The sequence below is a fragment of the Alishewanella sp. HL-SH05 genome (assembly GCF_052655985.1).
The window spans coordinates 579,649-602,030 of record NZ_CP199753.1 but is presented as its reverse complement, the minus strand read 5'-3'; the positions used below and the strand labels follow the sequence as shown (position 1 = coordinate 602,030).

19 protein-coding genes and 1 tRNA gene are annotated in these 22,382 nt (G+C 47.4%); 14 read left to right on the top strand and 6 right to left on the bottom strand.

The features are described 5' to 3' along the window. Positions 1 to 255 precede the first annotated feature (255 nt). A tRNA-Leu gene (locus ACUJFL_RS02630) sits at positions 256 to 342 on the bottom strand. Positions 343 to 615: 273 nt separating this feature from the next. Here ACUJFL_RS02630 and ACUJFL_RS02625 point away from each other — a divergent pair. From ACUJFL_RS02625 to ACUJFL_RS02615, 3 genes are read left to right on the top strand one after another with little or no spacing between them, the layout of a single operon-like run. Further along, positions 616 to 1,167: a GbsR/MarR family transcriptional regulator gene (locus ACUJFL_RS02625; RefSeq protein ID WP_226750423.1), complete on the top strand. Its 552-nt coding sequence runs from the start codon at positions 616 to 618 to the stop codon at positions 1,165 to 1,167. 21 nt (positions 1,168 to 1,188) lie between these two features. Next, positions 1,189 to 2,565, top strand: coding sequence for a cytochrome ubiquinol oxidase subunit I (locus ACUJFL_RS02620; RefSeq protein ID WP_226750424.1), 1,377 nt, complete (start codon positions 1,189 to 1,191; stop codon positions 2,563 to 2,565). Then, the gene (locus ACUJFL_RS02615; protein WP_445429056.1) at positions 2,565 to 3,569 is read left to right on the top strand and encodes a cytochrome d ubiquinol oxidase subunit II; all 1,005 of its coding nucleotides are present in this window, start codon (positions 2,565 to 2,567) and stop codon (positions 3,567 to 3,569) included. The genes ACUJFL_RS02620 and ACUJFL_RS02615 overlap by 1 nt, the downstream gene beginning before the upstream one ends. Before the next feature lie 105 nt (positions 3,570 to 3,674). Here ACUJFL_RS02615 and ACUJFL_RS02610 read toward each other — a convergent pair whose 3' ends face one another. From ACUJFL_RS02610 to ACUJFL_RS02600, 3 genes are all read right to left on the bottom strand, one after another. Next, positions 3,675 to 4,298, bottom strand: coding sequence for a PEP-CTERM sorting domain-containing protein (locus ACUJFL_RS02610; protein WP_445428421.1), 624 nt, complete (start codon positions 4,296 to 4,298; stop codon positions 3,675 to 3,677). Between the two features lie 307 nt (positions 4,299 to 4,605). Further along, on the bottom strand, positions 4,606 to 5,136 hold the full coding sequence (locus ACUJFL_RS02605) for a TIGR00645 family protein (RefSeq protein WP_226750426.1): 531 nt from the start codon (positions 5,134 to 5,136) through the stop codon (positions 4,606 to 4,608). Positions 5,137 to 5,208: 72 nt separating this feature from the next. Further along, complete coding sequence (locus tag ACUJFL_RS02600) at positions 5,209 to 6,510, bottom strand: hypothetical protein (RefSeq protein ID WP_445428420.1); 1,302 nt, start codon at positions 6,508 to 6,510, stop codon at positions 5,209 to 5,211. Between the two features lie 396 nt (positions 6,511 to 6,906). On the opposite strand from ACUJFL_RS02600, the gene leuA reads away from it, so the two are divergent. The 4 genes from leuA to leuD are packed head-to-tail and all read left to right on the top strand — an operon-like array spanning position 6,907 to position 11,571. Then, positions 6,907 to 8,493 carry a 2-isopropylmalate synthase gene (gene leuA, locus ACUJFL_RS02595; protein ID WP_445428419.1) on the top strand — a complete coding sequence of 529 codons (1,587 nt, stop codon included), beginning with the start codon at positions 6,907 to 6,909 and terminating at the stop codon, positions 8,491 to 8,493. Continuing rightward, on the top strand, positions 8,490 to 9,566 hold the full coding sequence (gene leuB, locus ACUJFL_RS02590; protein ID WP_226750429.1) for a 3-isopropylmalate dehydrogenase: 1,077 nt from the start codon (positions 8,490 to 8,492) through the stop codon (positions 9,564 to 9,566). Before leuA ends, leuB begins: the two co-directional genes overlap by 4 nt. After that, entirely contained in the window at positions 9,566 to 10,972 is a 1,407-nt protein-coding gene (gene leuC, locus ACUJFL_RS02585; RefSeq protein ID WP_226750430.1) for a 3-isopropylmalate dehydratase large subunit, read from the top strand. Before leuB ends, leuC begins: the two co-directional genes overlap by 1 nt. Continuing rightward, the gene (leuD, locus tag ACUJFL_RS02580; RefSeq protein ID WP_226750431.1) at positions 10,969 to 11,571 is read left to right on the top strand and encodes a 3-isopropylmalate dehydratase small subunit; all 603 of its coding nucleotides are present in this window, start codon (positions 10,969 to 10,971) and stop codon (positions 11,569 to 11,571) included. Before leuC ends, leuD begins: the two co-directional genes overlap by 4 nt. Before the next feature lie 45 nt (positions 11,572 to 11,616). Here the strand turns inward: leuD and ACUJFL_RS02575 are convergent, their stop codons facing one another. Then, positions 11,617 to 12,582, bottom strand: coding sequence for a hypothetical protein (locus ACUJFL_RS02575; RefSeq protein ID WP_445428418.1), 966 nt, complete (start codon positions 12,580 to 12,582; stop codon positions 11,617 to 11,619). 196 nt (positions 12,583 to 12,778) lie between these two features. Here ACUJFL_RS02575 and ACUJFL_RS02570 point away from each other — a divergent pair, with 196 nt between their 5' ends. From ACUJFL_RS02570 to ACUJFL_RS02540, 7 genes are all read left to right on the top strand, one after another. Continuing rightward, the gene (locus ACUJFL_RS02570) at positions 12,779 to 13,411 is read left to right on the top strand and encodes a trimeric intracellular cation channel family protein (protein ID WP_226750713.1); all 633 of its coding nucleotides are present in this window, start codon (positions 12,779 to 12,781) and stop codon (positions 13,409 to 13,411) included. A 128-nt stretch (positions 13,412 to 13,539) separates the two neighbouring features. Further along, the gene (locus ACUJFL_RS02565; protein ID WP_226750433.1) at positions 13,540 to 14,910 is read left to right on the top strand and encodes a class II fumarate hydratase; all 1,371 of its coding nucleotides are present in this window, start codon (positions 13,540 to 13,542) and stop codon (positions 14,908 to 14,910) included. Between the two features lie 56 nt (positions 14,911 to 14,966). Further along, positions 14,967 to 15,587, top strand: coding sequence for a YigZ family protein (locus ACUJFL_RS02560; protein WP_445428417.1), 621 nt, complete (start codon positions 14,967 to 14,969; stop codon positions 15,585 to 15,587). A gap of 90 nt (positions 15,588 to 15,677) precedes the next feature. After that, positions 15,678 to 19,343: an ATP-binding protein gene (locus ACUJFL_RS02555; protein WP_226750434.1), complete on the top strand. Its 3,666-nt coding sequence runs from the start codon at positions 15,678 to 15,680 to the stop codon at positions 19,341 to 19,343. Next, a complete protein-coding gene (locus tag ACUJFL_RS02550; protein ID WP_226750435.1) occupies positions 19,343 to 19,963 on the top strand; it encodes a hypothetical protein in 621 nt (206 codons plus the stop codon). Before ACUJFL_RS02555 ends, ACUJFL_RS02550 begins: the two co-directional genes overlap by 1 nt. Then, complete coding sequence (locus ACUJFL_RS02545; protein WP_226750436.1) at positions 19,963 to 21,204, top strand: hypothetical protein; 1,242 nt, start codon at positions 19,963 to 19,965, stop codon at positions 21,202 to 21,204. The genes ACUJFL_RS02550 and ACUJFL_RS02545 overlap by 1 nt, the downstream gene beginning before the upstream one ends. Then, positions 21,204 to 22,064: a DUF7281 domain-containing protein gene (locus ACUJFL_RS02540; protein WP_226750437.1), complete on the top strand. Its 861-nt coding sequence runs from the start codon at positions 21,204 to 21,206 to the stop codon at positions 22,062 to 22,064. The genes ACUJFL_RS02545 and ACUJFL_RS02540 overlap by 1 nt, the downstream gene beginning before the upstream one ends. A gap of 37 nt (positions 22,065 to 22,101) precedes the next feature. Here ACUJFL_RS02540 and ACUJFL_RS02535 read toward each other — a convergent pair whose 3' ends face one another. Continuing rightward, on the bottom strand, positions 22,102 to 22,380 hold the full coding sequence (locus ACUJFL_RS02535; RefSeq protein WP_445428416.1) for a superinfection immunity protein: 279 nt from the start codon (positions 22,378 to 22,380) through the stop codon (positions 22,102 to 22,104). Positions 22,381 to 22,382 lie beyond the last annotated feature (2 nt).

Here is a 22,382-nt window from a genome sequence, read left to right as displayed (position 1 = left end):
ATTTGACCAGCCTGCCGCTGACCACATCGCTATTAAGCCTTGAAATGTTGAGTCACATTTTGTCGTACGAAACGAACCGTATGAACGAGGATTGAAGTGATAAAAGCAAAACTTGCATGAACTTCAGCTTTTCTAAAGCCGCGTGATGTGACAGCGAGAGACACAAGCAGAACAATAAAAAGCAATACATAAGGACATTACAGAAAATGAAAAACAAAAATTAATGTGACAAAAAGGGGGGGAAGCGCATAAAAATGGTGCCCGGGGCCGGACTTGAACCGGCACGAGGTTTCCCTCGAGGGATTTTAAATCCCTTGTGTCTACCGATTTCACCACCCGGGCAACGAGTACTGATTAGTTCCAGCAGAACGGCGCGAATATTATGCAAGCTCAGCCACTTTTGCAAGTGATTTCTGAAATTATCTGCTAATTAGCGCGCAACTGATGCTTTATCGAACAAAATCAACTGTGTCAGCCCTTCCCGACAACGATTTCACGCCAGTTTCAGCCTCTTTACAGGGCTTATTATAAATTTTCCAGAAACACATTGATCAGGATCAAAATCTGAGCGTACAATAGTTTCAGAAATTTCTGAAAGTTTAATAAGGACAAAATATGCAAATGACACCAATGATTGAGTCTTTTGTTTGTCACTTTGGTGAGATGGGCAGTCGCTGGGGGTTTAACCGCACCGTAGGGCAAATTTATGCCTTGCTGGTGGTCAGTGAAGAGCCAATCTGCGCCAATGAGATTGCCGAGTTGTTAGGTATTTCCCGTGGCAACGTCAGTATGGGTTTAAAAGAACTGGGTAGCTGGCAACTGGTGCAGGTGCAACATAAAGCGGGTGATCGTAAAGAATACTATTTTTGCCGTGGCAGTATTTGGGATATGGCCAATAAAGTATTTGAAGAGCGCCGAAAGCGTGAGATGGATCCCACGTTGTCATTACTGCGCGACATGATGATGGATGAAGCGGCCAACAAAGAAGAACGCTTCGCGCAACAACGCATTACCGAAATCCATGATTTATTGGAAAACATTACCGAATGGACGCAAAGCTTGCAGTCCTTGTCGCCAGAAAAGTTAAACACCTTAATGAAGCTCGGTTCTGGGGTTGGCAAGGTGTTGGAATTTACCGAAAAGTTTCGCTCGAAAAAAGACGCTTAATAGGCTATTGCTGAGGTGGTTATGTTAGACACGTTAATTCTGTCGCGTATTCAATTTGCGGCCAATATAAGTTTTCATATCCTGTTCCCAACCATTACCATTGCCTTAGGTTGGTTGTTATTTTACTTCAAATTACGCTTCGATTTTTCGCAACATCCCGTTTGGATGCGCGCTTATCGCTTTTGGGTCAAGGTGTTTGCGTTAACCTTTGCGCTGGGTGTCGTTAGCGGTATTACCATGTCATTCCAGTTTGGCACCAACTGGCCTGGTTTTATGGAAACCATTGGCAATATTGCCGGGCCCTTACTGGCGTATGAAATCTTAACAGCGTTTTTCCTTGAAGCCACCATGCTCGGCATCATGTTATTTGGCTTTCATAAAGTGCCGCGCTGGGCGCATACCCTCGCCACCTTTTTAGTCGCCTTAGGCACCACTTTCTCGGCATTTTGGATCTTAGTGCTGAATTCATGGATGCAAACGCCAGCAGGTTTTGAAATGCGCGATGGCGTAGTGCATGCCACCGACTGGTTCGCGATTATTTTTAACCCGTCTTTTCCCTATCGCTTTATGCATATGTTGCTGGCCTCGGCCCTCACCGTTTGTTTCCTGGTGGCCGGTATTTCTGCCTATCGCTTATTGCGTGGCGATAATAAAAAAGCCCCGAAACTGACGCTTAAAACCGCTTTATTTACTGCGGCAATTTTAGCGCCCACTCAGGCATTGGTCGGTGATTTCCATGGCTTAAACACCTTAGAACATCAACCGCAAAAGATCGCGGCAATGGAAGGTATTTGGCATACCGAAAAAGGCGCACCTCTGGTGTTATTTGCCATCCCCGATGCCGAAACCCAGCAAAATCGCTTTGCAATTGAGATCCCGAAATTAGCCAGCTTAATTTTAACGCACGATCCAAATGGCGAACTGAAAGGCTTAAATGAGTTTGTCGGCGAGCACCCGCCGGTAGCACCAGTGTTTTATAGCTTCCGCGTTATGGTGGGAATCGGCATGCTGATGCTGCTAGTGGCTTGGTGGAGCAGTATTAAACTAGTGAGGCATAAAACGCTGACACCGCTGCATTTAAAACTCCTTATCGGTATGACGTTCTCGGGCTGGATCGCCACCCTAGCCGGCTGGTATGTCACCGAAATTGGTCGGCAGCCCTACTTAGTATATGGCTTATTAAAAACACGTGACGCGGTAACTACCGTACCGAGTGAGCATGTCGCGCTAACCCTAGGCTTATATTTAGTGCTGTACGCCGTGTTGCTGGTGCTCTATATCAAAACGTTATTCTGGTTAGCCAAGCGTGCGGTAGAAGTAGAAGAGTATGACCTAACGATGCCCGGTTTACCTGAAAACGCGCCAGCCACTGACAAAGCCACAGGAGCTTCAGCATGATGAATTGGTTAACGGCCGAACATTTGGCCCTGGTTTTTGGTGGCCTGACGGCCCTGTCGATTTTACTCTATGCCATTTTAGATGGTTATGATTTAGGTGTCGGCATTACCCTACCGATGGGCAACGAAGCCTGGCGCGATACAGCCATTGCCTCGATTGGCCCGTTTTGGGATGCCAATGAAACTTGGCTCGTATTGGCGGTAGGTTTGTTACTGGTTGCCTTTCCCGCCGCGCACAGCGCGATTTTACATGCGTTATATTTGCCCACGGCCATTTTACTCATCGGCTTAATTTTACGTGGTGTTGCCTTTGACTTTCGGGCTAAGGTAAAAACTCAGCGTAAAGTGTACTGGGATTACACCTTTAAAGCCGGATCACTGTTAGCAACCTTCAGTCAGGGCTTTATGCTGGGCATTTATGTGATGGGTTTACAGTATCATACGGGCAGTATTATTTTCGCTTGCTTCAGCGGTCTGTGTGTTACCGCCGCCTATGCGATGATTGGTAATGCCTGGCTAATTGGCAAAACCAGCGGTGAGCTGCAACTGCATGCCATTAAACACTGTAAAATAGCGGGTGTGTTAACGCTAAGCGGGATCTTGGCTGTGAGTTTAATTAACCCGATGGTGAATGCCAACGTGTTACAAGTATGGACGGAACCACCATTAGCCTATTTCTTTGCTGCGATCCCGTTGTTGTGCTTTGCCATGTTTGTTATTGGTTATTTGGCCTTAAAACGTTTGCCACTGCCAAAAGATGCCGGTGCTTGGTTGCCTTTTGCCATTTGTAACGTGATCTTTATCAGTAGCTTTATCGGCTTAGCTCTAAGTTTCTATCCGTTTGTGGTGCCAAACCAAATGACGCTTTATCAAGCGGCCAGCTCGCGGGAATCGCTACTGATTATTTTCTTTGGCGCAGTGGTGGTCATTCCGGTGATTGCGGCCTATACCGCGGTGGCATATTATGCGTTTAGAGGTAAAGCTGACGGCTTGAAGTATTATTAATAGCAACGATATTGAAACTTAGTGCAGCAGGTAAACTGACAATACAAACAAAAAAACCAAAAGCCGCATCACCGCGCTTTTGGTTTTTTAATGAATAAAGAATGATTAAGCTTTACGACGACGTGATGCACCCAAACCTAATAAACCCAGACCGATTAAAGCAAGAGTAGTGGGTTCTGGTACTGCAGTAGTGTCAGCGCCTCTTGGGACCTCATTGCTTAAAAATATACCATCGCCATTATTCAAAGAGCTAAACTGAACGAGTGGAGAGCCGCTATACACGTCAAAATTTAAAGCGCCACCGCCTGACTTAAACACTTCGAAATTGAAGACTTCACCCGCAGCTAGAGTAAAGTTGAAACCATCAAGATAACCACCCGCAACATAAGAAGTGAAGTTGCCCGTAGACTTATCTAGAGAGTCATAGGTGTTCTTTTCAAATGAGTGAAAAATCAATTGACTGCCAGATGGTAAATTAATAGTGCCGTTTATTGTGTTACCAGTTGGCGCTGGATTACTAAAAGTCCAGCGAATAAACCAATTAGTGTCATTATTCCAAATATAAAAACTGTCAGCGTTGAATAGCTTAGCATCTCTAGCAAGACCCGTACCTGCTGAATTCCAAGCCGAAGAATCGGCACTGATTAAACCAGCATGAGCTGACGAGACCGGTAAAAAAGCCGCTGAAAGGGTAAATGCTAGCGAAAGTGCTAATACCTTAAGTTTCATCTGTACTCCAAATATCATTTGATGGGTCATTATTCACGATTAAGAATTCGAGGTTGTTTAGAGATGACAAGAAACAACACAAAAAACATTGCAAAATAAATGCCAAAATATTAAACCATTGATTTTTATGTGTTTATAAAAAGAGGTCTTACCAGGCTGTAAAAAAAGCTGTCACTTTAGCAACCCGTTAGGCAAAGTAACTATTCATAAACCGTTCCTAATAAATAGGTCTACTCGTAGCTACTTAGCCTGAGTTATACAAAAATCTTGTTAACTCAACGCAGTTATGTCGAGTACTGGCTAAATATTATAGTTTACTATTGTCAATACTCACGGCTTTTGCATCAGGCTTGTCGCGCAAAATTTTATCTAAGTAGCCCATCGCAAAAGCGGATAACACAAAGGTAATGTGGATCAATAAGTACCATTTGAGCTTATCATTATCGATTGATTCGGTATTCATAAACACTTTTAACAAATGTATGGACGAAATTGCAACAATCGACGCAGCTACCTTGTTTTTCAGTGAGTTAGAGTCTAACTTACCCAACCAACCTAACTTGTCATCATGGCCGTGTAAATCGAGCCGCGATACAAAGTTTTCATAACCTGAAAACATCACCATCACCAGCAAACCACCGACCAAAGCAATATCAATTAAGCTTAGGGTGATCAGGATCAGTTCTACTTCTTTCATGCTAAAAATCATTGGGATAACATGAAATATTTCCTGAAAAAATTTAATGGCTAATGCCATTAAGCATAAACTCAAGCCCAGATATATCGGCGCCATGATCCAGCGCGTGCCATACATCAGTCTTTCAAAGTAACGTTCCATGCAATTTCCTGTTTATCGGTTTAAGTAAGCTGTCGCGTATGTAAACACGCGCGACGGGCAACGGCGAGCATTTTATTCCCAAGCAATAGAAGACGGCAACTTCGGCGTTGACAACAAACTCATAAAACGCTGCCAACGCTCATCTTCAGAGCCGCCTTGCTCGATATAGTTCTTCACTAAATCTTTGCCCCAATTGTAATTGATCACATAAGCGCCATAGGTATCAACAAACCGGATGCCTTGCTTGGCCTCTGCTTCACTTTGCAATAAGTAACGCTGGCGTAAGCTTTGTGCCGTTGCCGCATCAATTTCACCATTGAGGTATAACCGCGCAATTTCATTACCGGCATAGCTTAGTTGAGCCATTAACTTTAAAAATTGCGCATACTCTGCAGCCAACGCAGCATCTAAGCCCGCTAACGGATAGAGCACATCGCGCTCGAACTGCATCTTTTGCTCACCAGGGAACGCCATACTAATACCATAGTTTGCCGTACCTTCCGCGATTAACGACTGCGGGCTAAACAAGGGGTAAACGCTAAATTCGACCCACTGTAACTCGTTTTTTAATTTCTGCTCTAACAACGCATTGTAGGTGTGATGTCCTGGATACCCTTCATGACACCCCAAGTCGACCGCACGCGAGATATCAATGGGTCGCTCGATATTAATTTGGATCAGACTATAAGCCGCACCTTGATACCAGTTATAGCCACTCCAGGGTTTGTCTTCGACAAACTCCAACGTAAAACGCTCCTGCTGGGGTAAATCTATGCGACTGAGCGTGCGAGCCTGACACTCAGCTATCGCCCGCTCAAAGACCTGCTGTTGTTTATCTTGCGGGATCACAAAGCCCGCGCGGTATGCAACCACTCGCTCGGTTAAATCCCCCTCGCCCGGCACTAGCGCATCTAGCTCGGCTAAAACAGTATCAAAACTGGCCAATTCACGTTGCGGGGGCAAGGTGTCATACAGTTGTTGCGCCTGTTGCTCAAAACTGGCCCGCTTGCCCGTCGCCAACGTTTGCGCATGGCTGATTAATGCGGTTAATTGCGTGATTAAATAGTGTTGGCGTAAGCGCAACATAGTATCAGTGGCACTTAACGCCCTAATTTCAGCCTGTAAAGCACTGCCCGCAGTGGCAATATCTGCCGCTGATTGCCCAGCCGTTTTAGCCTGTTCTGCCCATTCGGCAGGGCCATAATAGGCATCGACATAACTTTTATCATGCTCACCCAGTGCCAAAACTAAACTGACATAACGCTGAGCCAAAGGCGACCACGCATCTGTTGTCACAACGGGTTCTGGCGCTTTTTGACACGCGCCCAGTAATGTGGCCATGGTTAGGGCCGAGAAAATCAGTTTCACTTGCACAAGACGTTCCTTAAAAATCAGCAAGCCTTAATCTAACGTTGTCGCGGCTTAGGTGCAACGTGGTTAAGTAAAGAGCCCATCGAAAATTGGGCAACACACTGAAAATTGCGCAATCTACAACCAAAGTTTTTATCCATTTAGCCATCTATACTGTTGCACTGCAAAAATAACCATGCTATTAATAAGGCGTTCTGTAAATAAGGCAGCAATACAGTAAATGAATTCTTCAGTTGTGACCTACATCATTAGCCTACTCCTCGTGCTCCTCTGCGCTGCACGGGGTCGTGCTTATTGGTGAGCGTTCACTACCGATAAACGAAAACCCCGTGCCTTGGCCGGGGTTTTTTTATGACTTCCGGCATGTTGTACGCCTAAGGCCATTAAAAGGAAAGCGTGATGAGTGCTGATAACAAAATTTGGATTTTCGATACCACCTTGCGTGATGGTGAGCAGGCGTTACGCGCCAGCTTAAGCCAAAAGCAAAAAATTCAACTGGCGCATGCTATTGCCCGCTTAAATGTTGATGTGATGGAAGTGGGCTTTCCGGTATCTAGCCCAGGTGACTTTGCTTCAGTGCAGCGTATTGCCCGTGAAGTGAAAGGGCCGGTTATTTGTGGTCTTTCTCGCGCAGTCAGTGCTGATATTGAAGCCTGTGGCGAAGCGTTAAAAGATGCCGAGCGCCGCCGCATTCATACCTTTATTGCCACCTCGCCCTTACACTTACAGTACAAATTGCGTAAAACCTTAGCCCAAGCCACTGAACAAGCTGTCGCCGCCATTAAGTTAGCCAGCCGCTACACCGACGATATTGAATTTTCTTGTGAAGATGCCGGACGTACACCGATTGACGATTTATGCTGGATAGTTGAACGCGCCATCGCTGCCGGCGCAACCACCATTAATATTCCCGATACCGTCGGTTACACCATCCCGAACGAGTTTGCTGCCATTATTCATAGCTTAAAAAGCAAAGTGCCGAATATTGATAAAGCGCGCTTAAGCGTGCATTGCCATAACGATTTAGGCTTAGCGGTGGCGAACAGTATCAGTGCCATTCAAGCCGGGGCACGCCAAATCGAATGTACGGTCAATGGCATCGGGGAACGTGCTGGTAATTGCTCACTAGAAGAAGTGGCGATGATCATCAATACCCGTAAAGATGTGTTAGCGCCTTTGTACACCGATATTAAAACCACCGAGATTTATCGTAGCTCTCATTTGGTTAGCCAAATTTGTAATATGCCGATCCAACCGAATAAAGCCATTGTCGGTGAAAATGCCTTTGCCCATAGCTCGGGTATTCATCAGGACGGCGTGTTAAAAGCACAGAACACCTACGAAATTATGTCGCCAGAGCACGTCGGTATTCGACAAAACGAATTAAACCTAACCTCGCGCTCGGGTCGCCATGTCATTCAACATCGATTAGCCGAGCTGGGTTACACCAAAGAGGATTATCAATTAGAAGAGGTTTATCAAAGCTTCTTGGCCTTAGCCGATCAAAAGGGTCGGGTATTTGATTACGATTTAGAAGCCTTGGTGTTTTTCCAAAACTTACAAGAGCAAGACGAATATTACAAACTTGAGTTTTTAAGCTCCTCAACGCATACCGGCCACGTCGCCAGCGCCACCGTGGGTTTAAGTTGTGATGGTAAGATAGTCACCGAAGCGGCAACAGGCAATGGCCCAGTTGAAGCCGCTTTTTTAGCCGTGCAGCGCATTAGCCAATTACAGATCAAGATGGTCGATTTTAATTTGTCGGCCAAAGGCAGTGGCGAAGATGCTTTAGGCCAAGTCGATATTACCGCGGAATATGAAGGACAACGCTTTCATGGTGCGGGTTTAGCCACCGATATCGTTCGTGCCTCGGTGCTGGCCTATGTGCATGTGCTGAATATGATCCAGCGTGCGCAAACCATCCACGCCCATAAACAAGCAAAAAATACCGAATCTCAGAGTAATCAAACAGCAGGTGAAGCATGAGCAAGCATTATAAAGTCGCCGTATTGGCCGGTGATGGCATTGGCCCAGAAGTGATGGCCGAAGCCATTAAAGTGTTAAACGTAGTGGCAGAAAAATTTCAGTTTAGCTTAAGCCTAACAGAAGCCTTAGTCGGTGGTGCTGCGATTGATGCAACCGGTGAGCCCTTACCTGCGGCAACCTTAGCACTGTGTAAAAACAGTGATGCTATCTTATTTGGCTCGGTCGGTGGCCCTAAGTGGACCGGTTTAGCGCCAGACAGTCAGCCAGAGCGAGGTTCATTATTACCCTTACGCAAAACCTTCGATTTATTTTGTAATATGCGCCCTGGGCAAATTTATCCGGCCTTTGCGGAATTATCGCCGCTACACCCCCGCGTAAGCTCGCTGGGCATGGATGTGTTATGTATTCGTGAGCTAACCGGCGGTATTTATTTCGGCGAGAAAGGCCGCACCGCTGTTGACGCCTTTGATATTCAGCGTTACAGCGTGCCAGAAATCGAGCGTATTGCCCGCGTCGCCTTTGAAGCCGCCGGCAAGCGCAGCAAAAAAGTGACCTCTATTGATAAAGCCAACGTGCTGCAAACCAGTATTTTATGGCGTGAAACCGTGGAGCGCGTAGCAAAAGAGTTTCCGGACATCACTTTAGAGCATATGTATATCGATAACGCCGCCATGCAGCTTATCCGTAGCCCACAACAATTTGACGTGATGCTGTGCGACAACTTGTTTGGCGATATTTTATCGGACGAAATTGCGGCCATTGCCGGTTCATTGGGTCTATTACCCTCTGCCAGCTTAAACGGCAGTGGTTTCGGTTTATATGAGCCCGCGGGCGGCAGCGCCCCAGATATTGCCGGCAAAGGTATTGCTAACCCTATCGCACAAATTCTCAGTGTCGCCTTAATGCTGCGTTACAGCTTTGCGGAAGAAGCCGCGGCGCAAGCTATTGAGAAAGCAGTGCAGTCTTGCTTAGAGCAACACATTGTTACCCGCGATATTAACCCGAAATCGACTTATGGAACGGCCGCCGTTGGCGCTGCCATTGTTGCCACTTTACGCCAGGAGAACAACTGATGGGCCAAACGCTATATCAGAAGATTTATCAAAGCCATGTTGTGGGTAAAATTAATGCCAGCACCGATTTATTGTATGTCGATCGGCATTTAATCCACGAAGTGACCTCACCTCAAGCTTTCTCCGGTTTAAAATTGGCTGGGCGTCATGTTCGACGTACCGATCTGACTTTTGCTACCATGGATCACAACGTATCCACGCAAAAGCGCAGTTTAGATGCCGCCGGTGAAACCTCGCGCAAACAACTTGAAGCGCTAGCCGAAAACTGTGCCGAAAACCAGATCCCGATTTTGGATTTAACCCATCCTGATCAAGGCATTGTGCATGTCATTGGCCCTGAGCAAGGCTTAACGCAGCCGGGTATGATCATTGTGTGTGGCGACTCGCACACTTCAACGCATGGCGCTTTTGGTGCCTTAGCCTTTGGCATCGGTACTTCAGAAGTGGAACATGTGTTAGCCACACAAACACTGCCACAACAACAAGCTAAAACCCTGAAAGTCGAGATCAATGGTCAATTATCTGCGCATGTCACTGCAAAAGACGTCGCCTTAGCGGTCATTGGTAAGCTCGGCACTGCCGGGGGTAATGGTTATGTTGCCGAATTTACTGGCGATACCATTAGCGCTATGAGCATGGAAAGCCGTATGACACTGTGCAATATGAGCATTGAGATGGGCGCAAAAGCCGGCTTGATCGCACCAGATGACGTTACTTTTGCTTATTTAAAAGATAAAGCCAATGCGCCTCAAGGTGAACATTGGCCTGCCGCTGTCAGTTATTGGCAAAGCCTGCATTCAGATAGCGATGCCGTGTTTGATCACACCGTGCAAATTAATGCTGCCGATATCACACCGCAAGTGACTTGGGGCACCAACCCTGAGCAAGTCATTTCCGTAGATACGCCTGTGCCTGCCCCAGAAAGCTTTGCGGACGAAACGAAACGTGATGCCGCAGCACGAGCGCTGCAGTATATGGGGTTAAGTGCCGGTCAAAAATTAACGGATTGCCAAGTGGATGTGGTGTTTATTGGTAGCTGTACCAACAGCCGCATTGAGGATTTACGTGCCGCTGCCAGTGTGATTAAGGGCAAAACCGTTGCAGCGGGCGTGCGCGCTTTAGTCGTACCTGGCTCAGGTATTGTGAAACGCCAAGCCGAAGCTGAAGGCTTAGCCGATATCTTTAAAGCTGCTGGTTTTGAATGGCGTGAACCCGGTTGCTCCATGTGCTTAGGCATGAATGACGATCGCGTAGAAGCCGGTCAACGTTGTGCTTCTACGAGCAACCGTAATTTTGAAGGCCGCCAAGGTCGTGGCGCACGCACCCATTTAGTTAGCCCTGCCATGGCAGCGGCCGCGGCGATTGCCGGTAAATTTGTTAATATCACACAAGGAGACTGGGCATGAGTCAGATTTTTAAAGCCGGGTTAGTCTGCCCATTAGATAAAAACAATGTGGATACGGATCAGATCATCCCAAAACAGTTTTTAACCTCAGTCAGCCGTGATGGTTTTGCCGAAGCGCTATTTTATGATTGGCGCTATGTGGCAGACGGCGTCCCGAATACCGACTTTGTGCTGAACTTCCCACAATACCAAGGCGCGTCTATTTTGTTAACCCGAGCAAACTTTGGCTGTGGTTCAAGCCGCGAACATGCGCCTTGGGCACTGCAACAGTATGGTTTTCAAGTGATTATCGCCGAGAGCTTTGCCGATATTTTCTTTAATAACAGCGTGAATAACGGCATGTTATTAATTCAGTTAAGCAAAACCAATATTGAACTGCTGTTTAAACGCTGCGCCCAAGGGCCGCAACAATGGCAGATCGATTTAGCTAGCCAAGAAATTATGTTTGGTAATAACGCCGCAATGGGATTTAGTATTGATCCTGATATTAAACAACGCTTATTAAGTGGCTTAGACTTTATCGGCTCCAGCGAACAACTCGCTGCAGAAATTTCTGCCTTTGAAGCGCAGCGCAAAGCCCGTTTACCCTGGTTAGGCTAAAACGGTATTGGTCACAAGCAGCTCACCATAACGCTGCTTGTGACACTATTCTGGATTGACCTGTAATAGCATATTGCCAAACTCTAACATCTGCTCAGCGCTTTGCACCTGCTCTGGCCACTCACCTTGCTGTAACTGCACAAAACTTAACGGTTGTTCTAATTTAAATTGAAAGGTTAACGTGCGCGGATCGGCCAAAAAAACTAATAGCGGCTGGCTAATGGCACTCGGTAAGCTGGGATGCTGCGTTAAAAACTGCTCTAACTGCCCTTTTAACGCTTCCACTTGCGCCGTTTGCTCAGTTTGACGAAGCGCCTGATACAAGGCTTGTAAAAAACCCGCATTAACGATACTTAACTGCCCCTCTGCCACTAAACCTTCGGTTAAGGCTTGTGTCAGCTGCTGACTATAAGCATCCGACTGACTAAATACTTGCTGCGTTTCAGCGTCCATCGCAGTCCACTGTTTGGCAAACTGCCAAAAACGCTGCATCTTTTGCATCTGCAATTGAAAATTTACCGAGAGGCCCTCTCCGATATACAATTGCTGCGTTAAACGCAAATTGCCGCTTTTCCCCGAGTAATGATATTGATAATCCGTATTGATTAATAAGCCTTTGGCGAGTTTAGCCAACTCGGGCGGCAAAAACACCTGCATCCCGTCAGAGAGTTTTAACCCCACAATCGATACCTGACCATTATCGGCTAAGGTACCCGGCTCAAAGCCACGTACTTTTAGCTGCGCAACTTCCGCCAAAACACCGACGGCCGCCACATCAACTTGAACACCTTCAATCCGGTAATCATCTTGCCAATAATTGGCTTTAATTCGCTGATAGCTCAAACTTAGCCCAGGCATCAAGCCAGCAGACGCCATTTCAGCATAAGATTGGTTAATATAGTCAATTTGCTGGCCAATGATCTTAGCCGCTTTGTAATTAACATACTGATAGATAGCCACGCAAACCACTGCGGCTAAGCCAATGCCCAATAACAGTTTACTCTTTCGCATACTCAAACCAACCCCAAAAAAATCTTGCCTACCATAGGCGATGTGCCGCGAAAAGTCATGCGCTTTGTCGACACAGGTTCGACCTTTATGTATTTGTTAGATTAACACGCTGCGATCTGCTGCAAAGGATGTTGCCACAGCACCATCAATGTTAAAATACGTGCCGCAGGCCATACCAGACAGGACGGATAACGCAGTGACAGACTATTTCCATTGGTTCGATTTATTAGGCATCGCTGTATTTGCTGTGTCGGGTACTTTGGCAGCATGGCGTAATCACATGGATGGCTTCGGCGTGATTGTATTAGCCACCGTTACCGCCATTGGCGGCGGAACACTGCGCGATCTCATTTTAGATGTGCCCGTGATCTGGATGAACAACAACAGCTACTTTTTTGCCATCTTTGCCGCAGCCGGCGCCACCATCTTACTGGTTCGTAATCGTCTGACCATTCCCAATAATACGTTACAAATTGCCGATGCCATTGGGCTGGCTTTTTTTGTGATTATGGGTACGCAAAAAGCGTTGGATCACGGCACCTCGACCATGGTGGCCATTATGCTCGGCACCATGAGCGGCGTGTGTGGTGGCATGATCCGGGATGTACTGTGCCGGGAGATCCCGATGGTGTTTCGCGGCGAGCTGTATGCTTTTACCTGTATTTTTGGTGGTGCGGTGTATACCAGCCTATTGGCGCTGCATATCGCCCCTATTTATGCCATGCTCGCCGGCATGGCAAGCCTGCTATTACTGCGCTTAGCCGCCATTAAATGGCAACTGACCATTCCGGTATTTAGCCGCAACTCTCAGGAATTGAACGAGCCTTAACCTGATTATTACAGCGCTTCCCAAACGCCTGAGGTATCACGCTTGTGCTAAACCCTACTCAGGCCAACCTGGCATCTTCAGCACACTACAGCTAGGCTAAAGGGCATCCTTCAATAACAGGAGTGACTATGTCTACCCGCACCGAACGCGATTCCATGGGCGAGTTACAAGTGCCAAGCAGCGCGCTTTACCAAGCGCAAACACAACGCGCCGTGCAAAACTTTCAAATCAGTCCAAAAACGCTGCCGCTCAGATTTATTCAAGCGTTGCTGCAAATTAAACAAGCCGCAGCCCACAGCAATGCCCAATTGGGATTGTTAAACACCGCTCAGGCCAATGCCATTGTCAAGGCGGCTGGAAAGCTACTCAGTAACACTGATTTAAGCCAGTTCCCCGTCAGTGTCTATCAAACCGGCTCGGGCACCAGTAGCAATATGAACGTGAATGAAGTGCTGGCGACCTTGGCGAGCCAATTAGCTGGTGAGCACATTCATCCCAATGATCAGGTCAATTTAGGCCAAAGCAGTAACGACACTATCCCCACGGCGATACAATTGAGTAGCTTATTGGCGTTAGAGCAGCAGCTATTTCCAGCAATACAGACCTTAAAACAGGCAATTAACACAAAATCTGCAGAGATAGGTCATATTGTTAAAACCGGTCGCACCCATTTAATGGATGCCATGCCGGTGACCTTTGCGCAAGTGCTCGGCGGCTGGCACAGTCAGCTAAGTCATGCGCAAACCCAGTTACAGCAGCAAGTGCCGCTGCTAAGCCAATTAGCGCAAGGCGGCACCGCCGTGGGTTCAGGTATTAATGCGCATAAAGATTTCGCAGTATTGTTTGCACAACAACTCAGCCAACAAACCGGCTTACACTTAACGCCCAGCGCTAATTTCTTTTTTAATTTAAGCTCGCAAGATGGTGCGCTCGCCTTATCAGGCAGTTTAAAAACGTTGGCCGCAGCGCTGTTAAAAATTGCCAATGATTTACGTTGGATGAATTCTGGCCCGTTAGCGGGCTTAAGCGAAATTAGTTTAGCGGCGTTGCAACCGGGTTCGTCGATTATGCCGGGTAAAGTCAACCCGGTGATCCCCGAAGCGGTGGCGATGGCTTCTGTGCAAGTGTTTGCCTGTGATACCGCCATTAGCATGGCGGCGCAATCGGGTAATTTTGAGTTAAACGTGATGCTGCCACTGGTGGCCGATAATCTCTTAGAAGCCATCAGTTTACTCAGTGGCAGTTGCCAAGCATTGGCCACACAAGCCATAGCGGATTTTACGGTTAATGAGCAGCATATTGCGCAAACGGTGGCGAAAAACCCGATCTTGGTGACCGCACTCAACAGTAAAATTGGCTATGACCAAGCCGCTGCGATTGCCAAACAGGCTTATCAGCAGCAACGCCCCATTATTGATGTGGCGGCGGAACTGACTGAGTTAAGCAGGGATGAGCTGAAGGAGCTATTAGATCCAAAGCAATTAACGGGAGAATCGTAGCAACAAGATCCGATATAATCTTTTCACCTGAGCACAAGAAGTTAGCTTAAGCAAACATGACCACCTACACTACCCTGGCCGCGCCGGTTGAGCATCGGCTCACTGAAAAGAACAGTGATTTTCTGACCTTTTTGCAGCCGGTCACTGATCGTGAGCAGGCCTTGCAGTGGCTGCAGCATTATCGTGAACGCTACAAAGATGCTAATCACGTATGCTGGGCATATATTATAGGCAATACTCGCCAGCCTTTAACCCAAGCCTTTAGCGATGATGGTGAGCCCAGCGGCACCGCCGGTAAACCGATGTTGCATGTACTAACTGAGCGCGAATTGGGGAATACGCTTGCTGTGGTCGTGCGTTATTTTGGTGGGGTGAAACTGGGTGCGGGTGGCCTGGTGCGCGCTTACTCAGCTGCAGTGTCGCAAGCCACAGCGTTGGCAAGCTTCACCACGATAAGCCCACAGCGCGAACTGACACTTAGCCTAGCCTTTGCCGATGAAGCAAGGCTGCGACAACTGTTGCAACAATGCGCCGGCGAAGTGCTCACACAGCACTACTCGCACCAAGTTGAGCTTAGTGTGCGCCTACCTGAGCCGGCTGTAAGCGATTTTATCGAGCAAATGAATAATGTGACTGCAGGTCAGGCACAGATCCTGTCGCCACTTGGCACGAATTGAAACTGGTATTTAGCCCTATTCCGTGGATAATAAGCCGCAATAACTTGCAGATAGCGGCGCAGTATTCTCGCGCCGCCGACAGGATGCGCTATGTCTCAATTACTTCGTATTGTGTTAATCCATACCCACCTGCCCGGTGTGGTCGAATTACAGTTGGATCAACACACCAATATTTGTGGTACCAATGCCTCAGGCAAAACCACCTTACAACGCTTAGTGCCGGTATTTTATGGTGAGCAACCCAACCGCGTAGTACCGAAAACCCGTAAAAAATTCGATGAGTTTTACCTGCCGTTTTCTAACAGCTACTTAATTTATGAATATCAGCGCGAGAGCGGTGATATTTGCCAAGTGGTACTGACCCGAAAAAGCGAAGGCGGTGTTGACTATCGCTTAGTGGCCGCGGCTTATCAAAGCGACTTTTACCTAACTCAAAGCGATGAAGGCGTAAAAGCACTCAGTTACAGCGATTGGGCCAGCGCCATGCGTGCTCGGCCGGATGTGCAAGTGTCAGCCAAAATCAGTGCCACCAGCGAGTACCGCAGTATTATTCAAAATGATGCGGCGGCATTGCGTGGTAACAACGCCGATAGCGTAAAGCTAAGGCGCTTAGCTGCCACCTTTAGTTTGGTTAGCAGTGGCCATAAATTGCGCCACATTGAAAAGCTGGTGAGTGCCGTGCATGCCAAAGAAGGCAAAATGGATACACTAAAAGCCATGCTAGCCGCCATTTTTGAGGAAGATGGCGTCACCTTACCTACCACTAAGGTTAAAAACACCAAGGCGCGCGAGTGGATCCAACAAATGCGTCAGTCGATGCGGTTGGACAAGCTACAACAAGATTTTGAGCGCTTAAAGCAATTAGCACTGCAGTTAGATGGCGCCGAAGGGCAGCTCAGTGCATTGTTACCGCTGTTACAACAAGATGAGCAACAGCAGAAACTGCGTAAGGCCGATGCCGAACAGCAGGTTAATCAGTTACGGGGTGAACTGCTGTTATTAAAAGAACACTTTAATGCACAGCAACTTGAGCACAATGGCAAACTGAGTAAAACCGAAGCCGATTTGCATGAAACCAGTGCGCGTTTAGATCAGTTACAACAGCGTTTCGATGATTATGACGCCAAAGATATGCCTAAGCTGCAACGTGATACTGATGCCCTACCCCTGTGGCGCGACACCTTGCAAGAAGTGGTCGAGCAGTATCAATTAATGGTGGAACAGCATGGTGATTTAGAACGGCAATTAGAACAGCGCAAAGCCAAACTGGCCGAAGCATTTAATCGCTTAAGTGAGCAGCATCGTGCCAAAGCACGGCAATTACAGCAGCAAAAAGACCAGACTCGGGAGCAGCAAGAAAACAAACTGGCGCTACTCGAGCAAAGCTTTCAAAGCCGCCTACAACAAGCCCAACAACAATTTGCTGAACAACTAACGCAACTGAGCAGTACCATTGCAGTACTTCAAAGCCAGTTAAATACTTCCCCCCTCACCGAAGTTGAACACGATGAATTGCGTGCGGCCGAACTGCGTTTAGAACAAGCCCAGCAGCAAGCCCAGCAACAAGCTCGGCAACTCCAGCAGTTGCAACAACAGCATCAAAAGGCTCGGCAAGAGCGTGAACAGGCTAATCAGCAGTTAGAGCAAAGCCGCAAGGGGCTGCATAGCGCCGAGCAACAATTACAGCAACTCAACCGACAACTGACGCCGGAACAAGGTAGTTTGCGCCACTACTTGCGCTTGCACTATAACGGCTGGGAGCAAAAGCTAGGCAAGGTGATCGATGAGCGCTTACTAGAACGCCAAGACTTACAGCCGCATTTGGCGGAATTGAGCGACAGCCTCTATGGTTTAAAGGTCGATCTCAGCGCCATTGATACCCCTGATTATGCGCAAGATGAAGCGGCCATTCGCCACCATATTCAAACGGCGGAGCAACAGCTACAACAAGCCCAGGCCAGCAAACTGCAAGCCGAAAAGCTATTAAAAGAGCGTTTCGAACAGGCCGAGTTGTGTCGTGCTCAAGTGGAGCAAGCCGAGTGGCAACTCACTCAATCTGAGCAAAACATTGACTATGCCCGTGACGCTCGCAATCGTTTACAAGCACAGCAACGCGAATTAACCAAACAACGGCAAAGCAGTGTGCGCGATACGTTGCAGAGCCAGCAGCAACAACTGGAAAAATTAAAGCAGCAGCAACAAGCTGATTTAGGCGCGCTAAAAGAAGATCATCAAAGCCAAAAGCTTGAATTAAAAACCGACTGGCAAGCAGAGTTATACGTTTTTGATGAACAAATTGACGAATTAGAGCGTCAACTTGAGCACAAACGCGACGATAACAAAAACCAAATTAAAGATCTGCAACAAGCCTTTAATGAAGAGTTATCGGCAAAAGGCATTGATCCGCGTCGTTTAACTGAGCTGAAGCAAAAACAAGATCAGCTAAAAACTGACATCAAAGCCACAGAGAATCGTCATGATGAACTGAATAATTGGCAAAAATTTATGGCGCTGGATTGGCAACAATTGCGGCCCCAGTTGCTCGCTCAAGAAACCGAATTAAAACAACAACAACGCAGCGGTAAACAAGCTTTAGAGCAGTTAAAAGCAGAATACAGTGCTCGCCAAAAGCAGCTGGAAGAACAAAAACGCCAGCAACAAGAGTTGATGAGCCAAGCAGAGCAGTTACTTAACCAATTAAAACCGGTACTCACTAAACTGCAAGAACTGCATTTAGCCAGTATTACCCCTTCATCCATGGCACCGTCTGCCGACAGTGTTGAGCGCTTAGCTCGCGCCAATGAAGCCTTAGAGCAGCGAAGCAAATTGGATAGCGCTTTAAAATTTGCCTTCGAGCAATTTGAAACCGTGCTGAGCAAAGATGCTGGCCCAGAGTTTTTAGACCGGCTCGAGCATGAAAAACGCAAATTGCCGGATTACGCCGGTAAACGCCAACAACTGCCTATTTTGCAAAACCTGCTAGAAATCTTAAAAGGCGCGCAACAGCAGTTACTTGAAATGGGCGAGAACATTGGCGGCGATTTAAAGAAATTCTTCACGGTGTTTAGTGATATTAACCGCCGTATTGCGCTGCAAAGCCGCCGTTTAAGTGAAGCGGTGGCGGATGATCTGGTACTAGAAGGTATTAGCCGCTCTGAAGTACGTATTTTATCAACCATTGACGAGTTGGGCTTTTGGCAGCCATTGAAACAGTTCGCCAAATTGTATGATGATTGGGCGGCGTCAGGTAAGGCTTTGCCATCAGAACATTATTTGAATGCCTTAGCTGATGTGGTCGATTTACTGCGCGCTGACGAGCAATACAGCATCGAATCGCTGCTCAGGTTAGAGCTACATTTAAGCGAAGGGGGCTCGGAATTAGTCATTAAAAACGATCGGCAACTGCTTGAATCGTCTAGTCATGGTATGGCTTACCTGATTTTATGTAAGTACTTATTAGCGTTCACCCGTCTCTTACGTGGCGAAGCTAAAGTGATGATCCACTGGCCTATTGATGAAATTGGCACCTTGGCCTATCACAACGTCGAAAAACTGTTTGCGGCCTGTAGCAGCAACGATATTGTCATTGTGGGTGCTTTCCCTAATCCAGAATCCGACGTGTTAATGCTGTTTCAACATCGCTATTTAATTGAGCCGAGCCAACAAGATCCAAGCCAGCGCCAGCTTAAACGCATTCAGCCGAAAGTCAGTCGTTTAGCCGAGCGATTAGCCCAGAAACAGCAGGAGGTAAGCTAATGTTACAACATGGACCTTTATTAGAGCGCCTGCTGGCCGGTGATTTTATTTGTCAGATCACTGATGAAGATGCTTATCGACATTTAAGCCAGGAACAAACGCAGCAAGAGATTAATCATTATTTGCGCCCACTGAATCGCCGCTTAGTCAGTAACGATGATCACAGTGTGTATTTCTTGGGGTTTCATGAGCTAACTAAAGAGGCACGTGAACACTTAAGCAGCCAATTTTCTTTAACCGTACAATCTTTGCTGCCGTTATTAGAGTGGCTACAACTGGTGCAAGAAACCTTAGGCCGCGACAGTGCGCTGACCGCCGGTGATACAATTAAATTGCAAGAGTTTGTGCTGCGCACCGAAGATAACCAAAGCTTGCGCCAGCGTTTAAATACGCTTGCCAGCGATCGCTTTTTCAATAGCCAAAGCGAGCAGTTAGATAACCAGGTTAAACTGATTTTCCGCCGCTTAAAAGAGCACGGTTACTTATTACAACCTCACGCTGAACGCCAATACTATGTGGTTACCGGTAAAATTGATTACCTTATTGATCTCATTCGTTTTATCCGCGATGAAGAGCATTTACCGGTTGATGACACCCCCACTCAAGAGGCGCTGATCTAATGGCGCCTTTAGAACCGGCAATCGCCTCGAACCTATTTAGCATCGGCGCTGAACGTTTAGCGTTATTGGGCAAGCATCATAAAGCCTTGATGCAAGGTTATGTCGATGGCTTTATTGACGAAAGTGCTTTTAGCGAAGGGGCGTTAAAAAAACTGATTGCCGCGCGCATCTTATGGCGCCCAGATGAACAGCAACCGTTGGCGCTACGGCCATTAGTTAGTGAATTAATTGCCAGTATGGTGGCTGATGAAAACCGCCGTCAGATCAATGCCGACGTTGCTGAAAAGCTAGAGCAGATCCGCAACCGAGTACAAGCCTATCGTGATGCCCAGTTTAAAGGCGATTACAGCGTGGCCGAGCTACAACTGCAACGCTTAACCGAACATGTGCATGACTTAAGTGGCCAGTTTGAAGAAGCCATCGACAGCTTATGGCATCGGCTTAACAGCGACTTTGGCTTTGTCAGTAGCCTCGATGATAAAATTCGTGAAAACGAACGCGCGCAAAAACAATTACGCCGCTTGCTCGATGGTTTAGATTTACTCGACTTTCACGAACTGATTGAGTTGTCGGAAGGGAATAATCACCTGCGAAAACTGCTGGTCAGTCAATTGCAAAACCAACTCAGCTCGCATCACAGCAGCTTGTTAGAAGTACAAAAACGCTTGGTCGAATTGCTGGCAAAATTCCGCCAACAGCAAGCACGCTCGTTGTTAATTGCCAATATGGCCGCGTTTTTACGGCAGCACCCTAAATATCAGCCTGCTGATTATCCTCATCGCAGTGACGTGCCTAGCTTGTTTAACCAAGCTGCCAGTATTAAACCGCAAGCCGCCATTGCGCTAGATAAGGCCACAGAGCGACAAGTGCTGGCAGAATTAGTCAGAGCGCTACCACGCCCAAGCAGCGTGATCATAACCGATACACAAAGCGCCAGCTTTAGCTTGCTGCTGCAAGACGAAGAAATTGCTGCGCGTCAGCAAGCGCTAAAAACGGATGTTGAAAACTTCTATCTGAGGGTGATTGATCAAGGCGGCAAGATCAGTGCCTTAGATTATCTGAGCACTCAGCAATTAAGCTGGGATAGCGAGATCTGGCTGTATCAGATCATAGCCGAATATCAGGCGTTACCGCTAGATGAAAAACAGATGTTTAGCATCACACGCGAAGAAGCCCCAGCCAGTGCCTTTAACGGCCTGTTGCTGATCCGCGATATTAATATTGGTTTAAAGGCAGCCTAATGCAGGCGGCACTCGGCTTACAGGCGCTGAACTGGCTGGCACAGCTAGAGCAGCGCCTTAAGCGCGATGGTCAGGTTGCCATTAGCAGCAAGGGCAAAGTCGCTCGACAGGTTATTGCTTGGTGTATCGAGCAACAGTTACTGCCAAGCCACAGCGCCAACTTACCCGTTGTGCAGTTTACTCTGCCGCTATTGGCACACATTGCCGAAGCACAATTGCAATTACAGCAAGTCTGTTTTCGCGCTAAGGTCTGTGAGCAAGATCGGCTGCAGCAAGCTCAGTACGCTAACCAAGAGCTGAAAAGTGCCGGGGCAAGCCCGCGACAAAACAGAGTATTGCTGAGGCTGAATACTGCCATCTCGCAAACGGGGTTAACCATAGCAACCGTTGATCTTGATTGGCGTGAGCTGCAGCTAAGCGAGTATGACGCCTTAGTCATCGTCGAAAACCTCGATTGTTTTTATCAGCTCACGCGCTTTCGCTTACACCACCGCTACCCAAACCCGTTGGTGATCTATCGGGGCGATAGCCACTATAGTACCGGTGGCAAAGCCCTGAACGACGCATGGCAACACACCGGTAAACCTAGCCTGTATTTTGGTGATGCCGATTTAGCGGGGTTAGCTATTGCCTTTAGTCTGCACTGCCAAAGCATCCTGTTACCTGAGTTTGCACAGTTTAAACAATGTGCTAGCTTCGACATGCAGGCTGATCAGCAACTAAAGTATCAAGATCAGCTGTTACGCGTAGAGGTTCATTCTGCATTTAAACCCTATCAACAACTTATTTGTCAGCAATTAAAGGGCTTGCGCCAGCAGCAAATGCAAGGCTTGGCGCTTTATGCCATTAACTTGCGCTAACACAGCGGCTTTATCGTCAGCCGCTGTGTCACTTGGTTTATGACTCGACTTTACTCACAGGGGCTAACTTTGCTTTTGCGGCGAGCTTGTGACTCAGTTTGCCCGTTACCGCCCAAGCGAGCAGTGCAAACCACGCTATCCAAGACATGCCTGCCGGAATGTTTAACAGCGCAATCTTACCCAAATGCTGCCGATTAAAGATGGCCGCTAACACGCTGGGTAAAAACCAAATGGCCAAAAACAGCACGCCAAAACCGACTAACCCAAGGGTGTTCATTTGTTGTAGTTCAGCGATGAAGGCATTAATGGTATCCATGG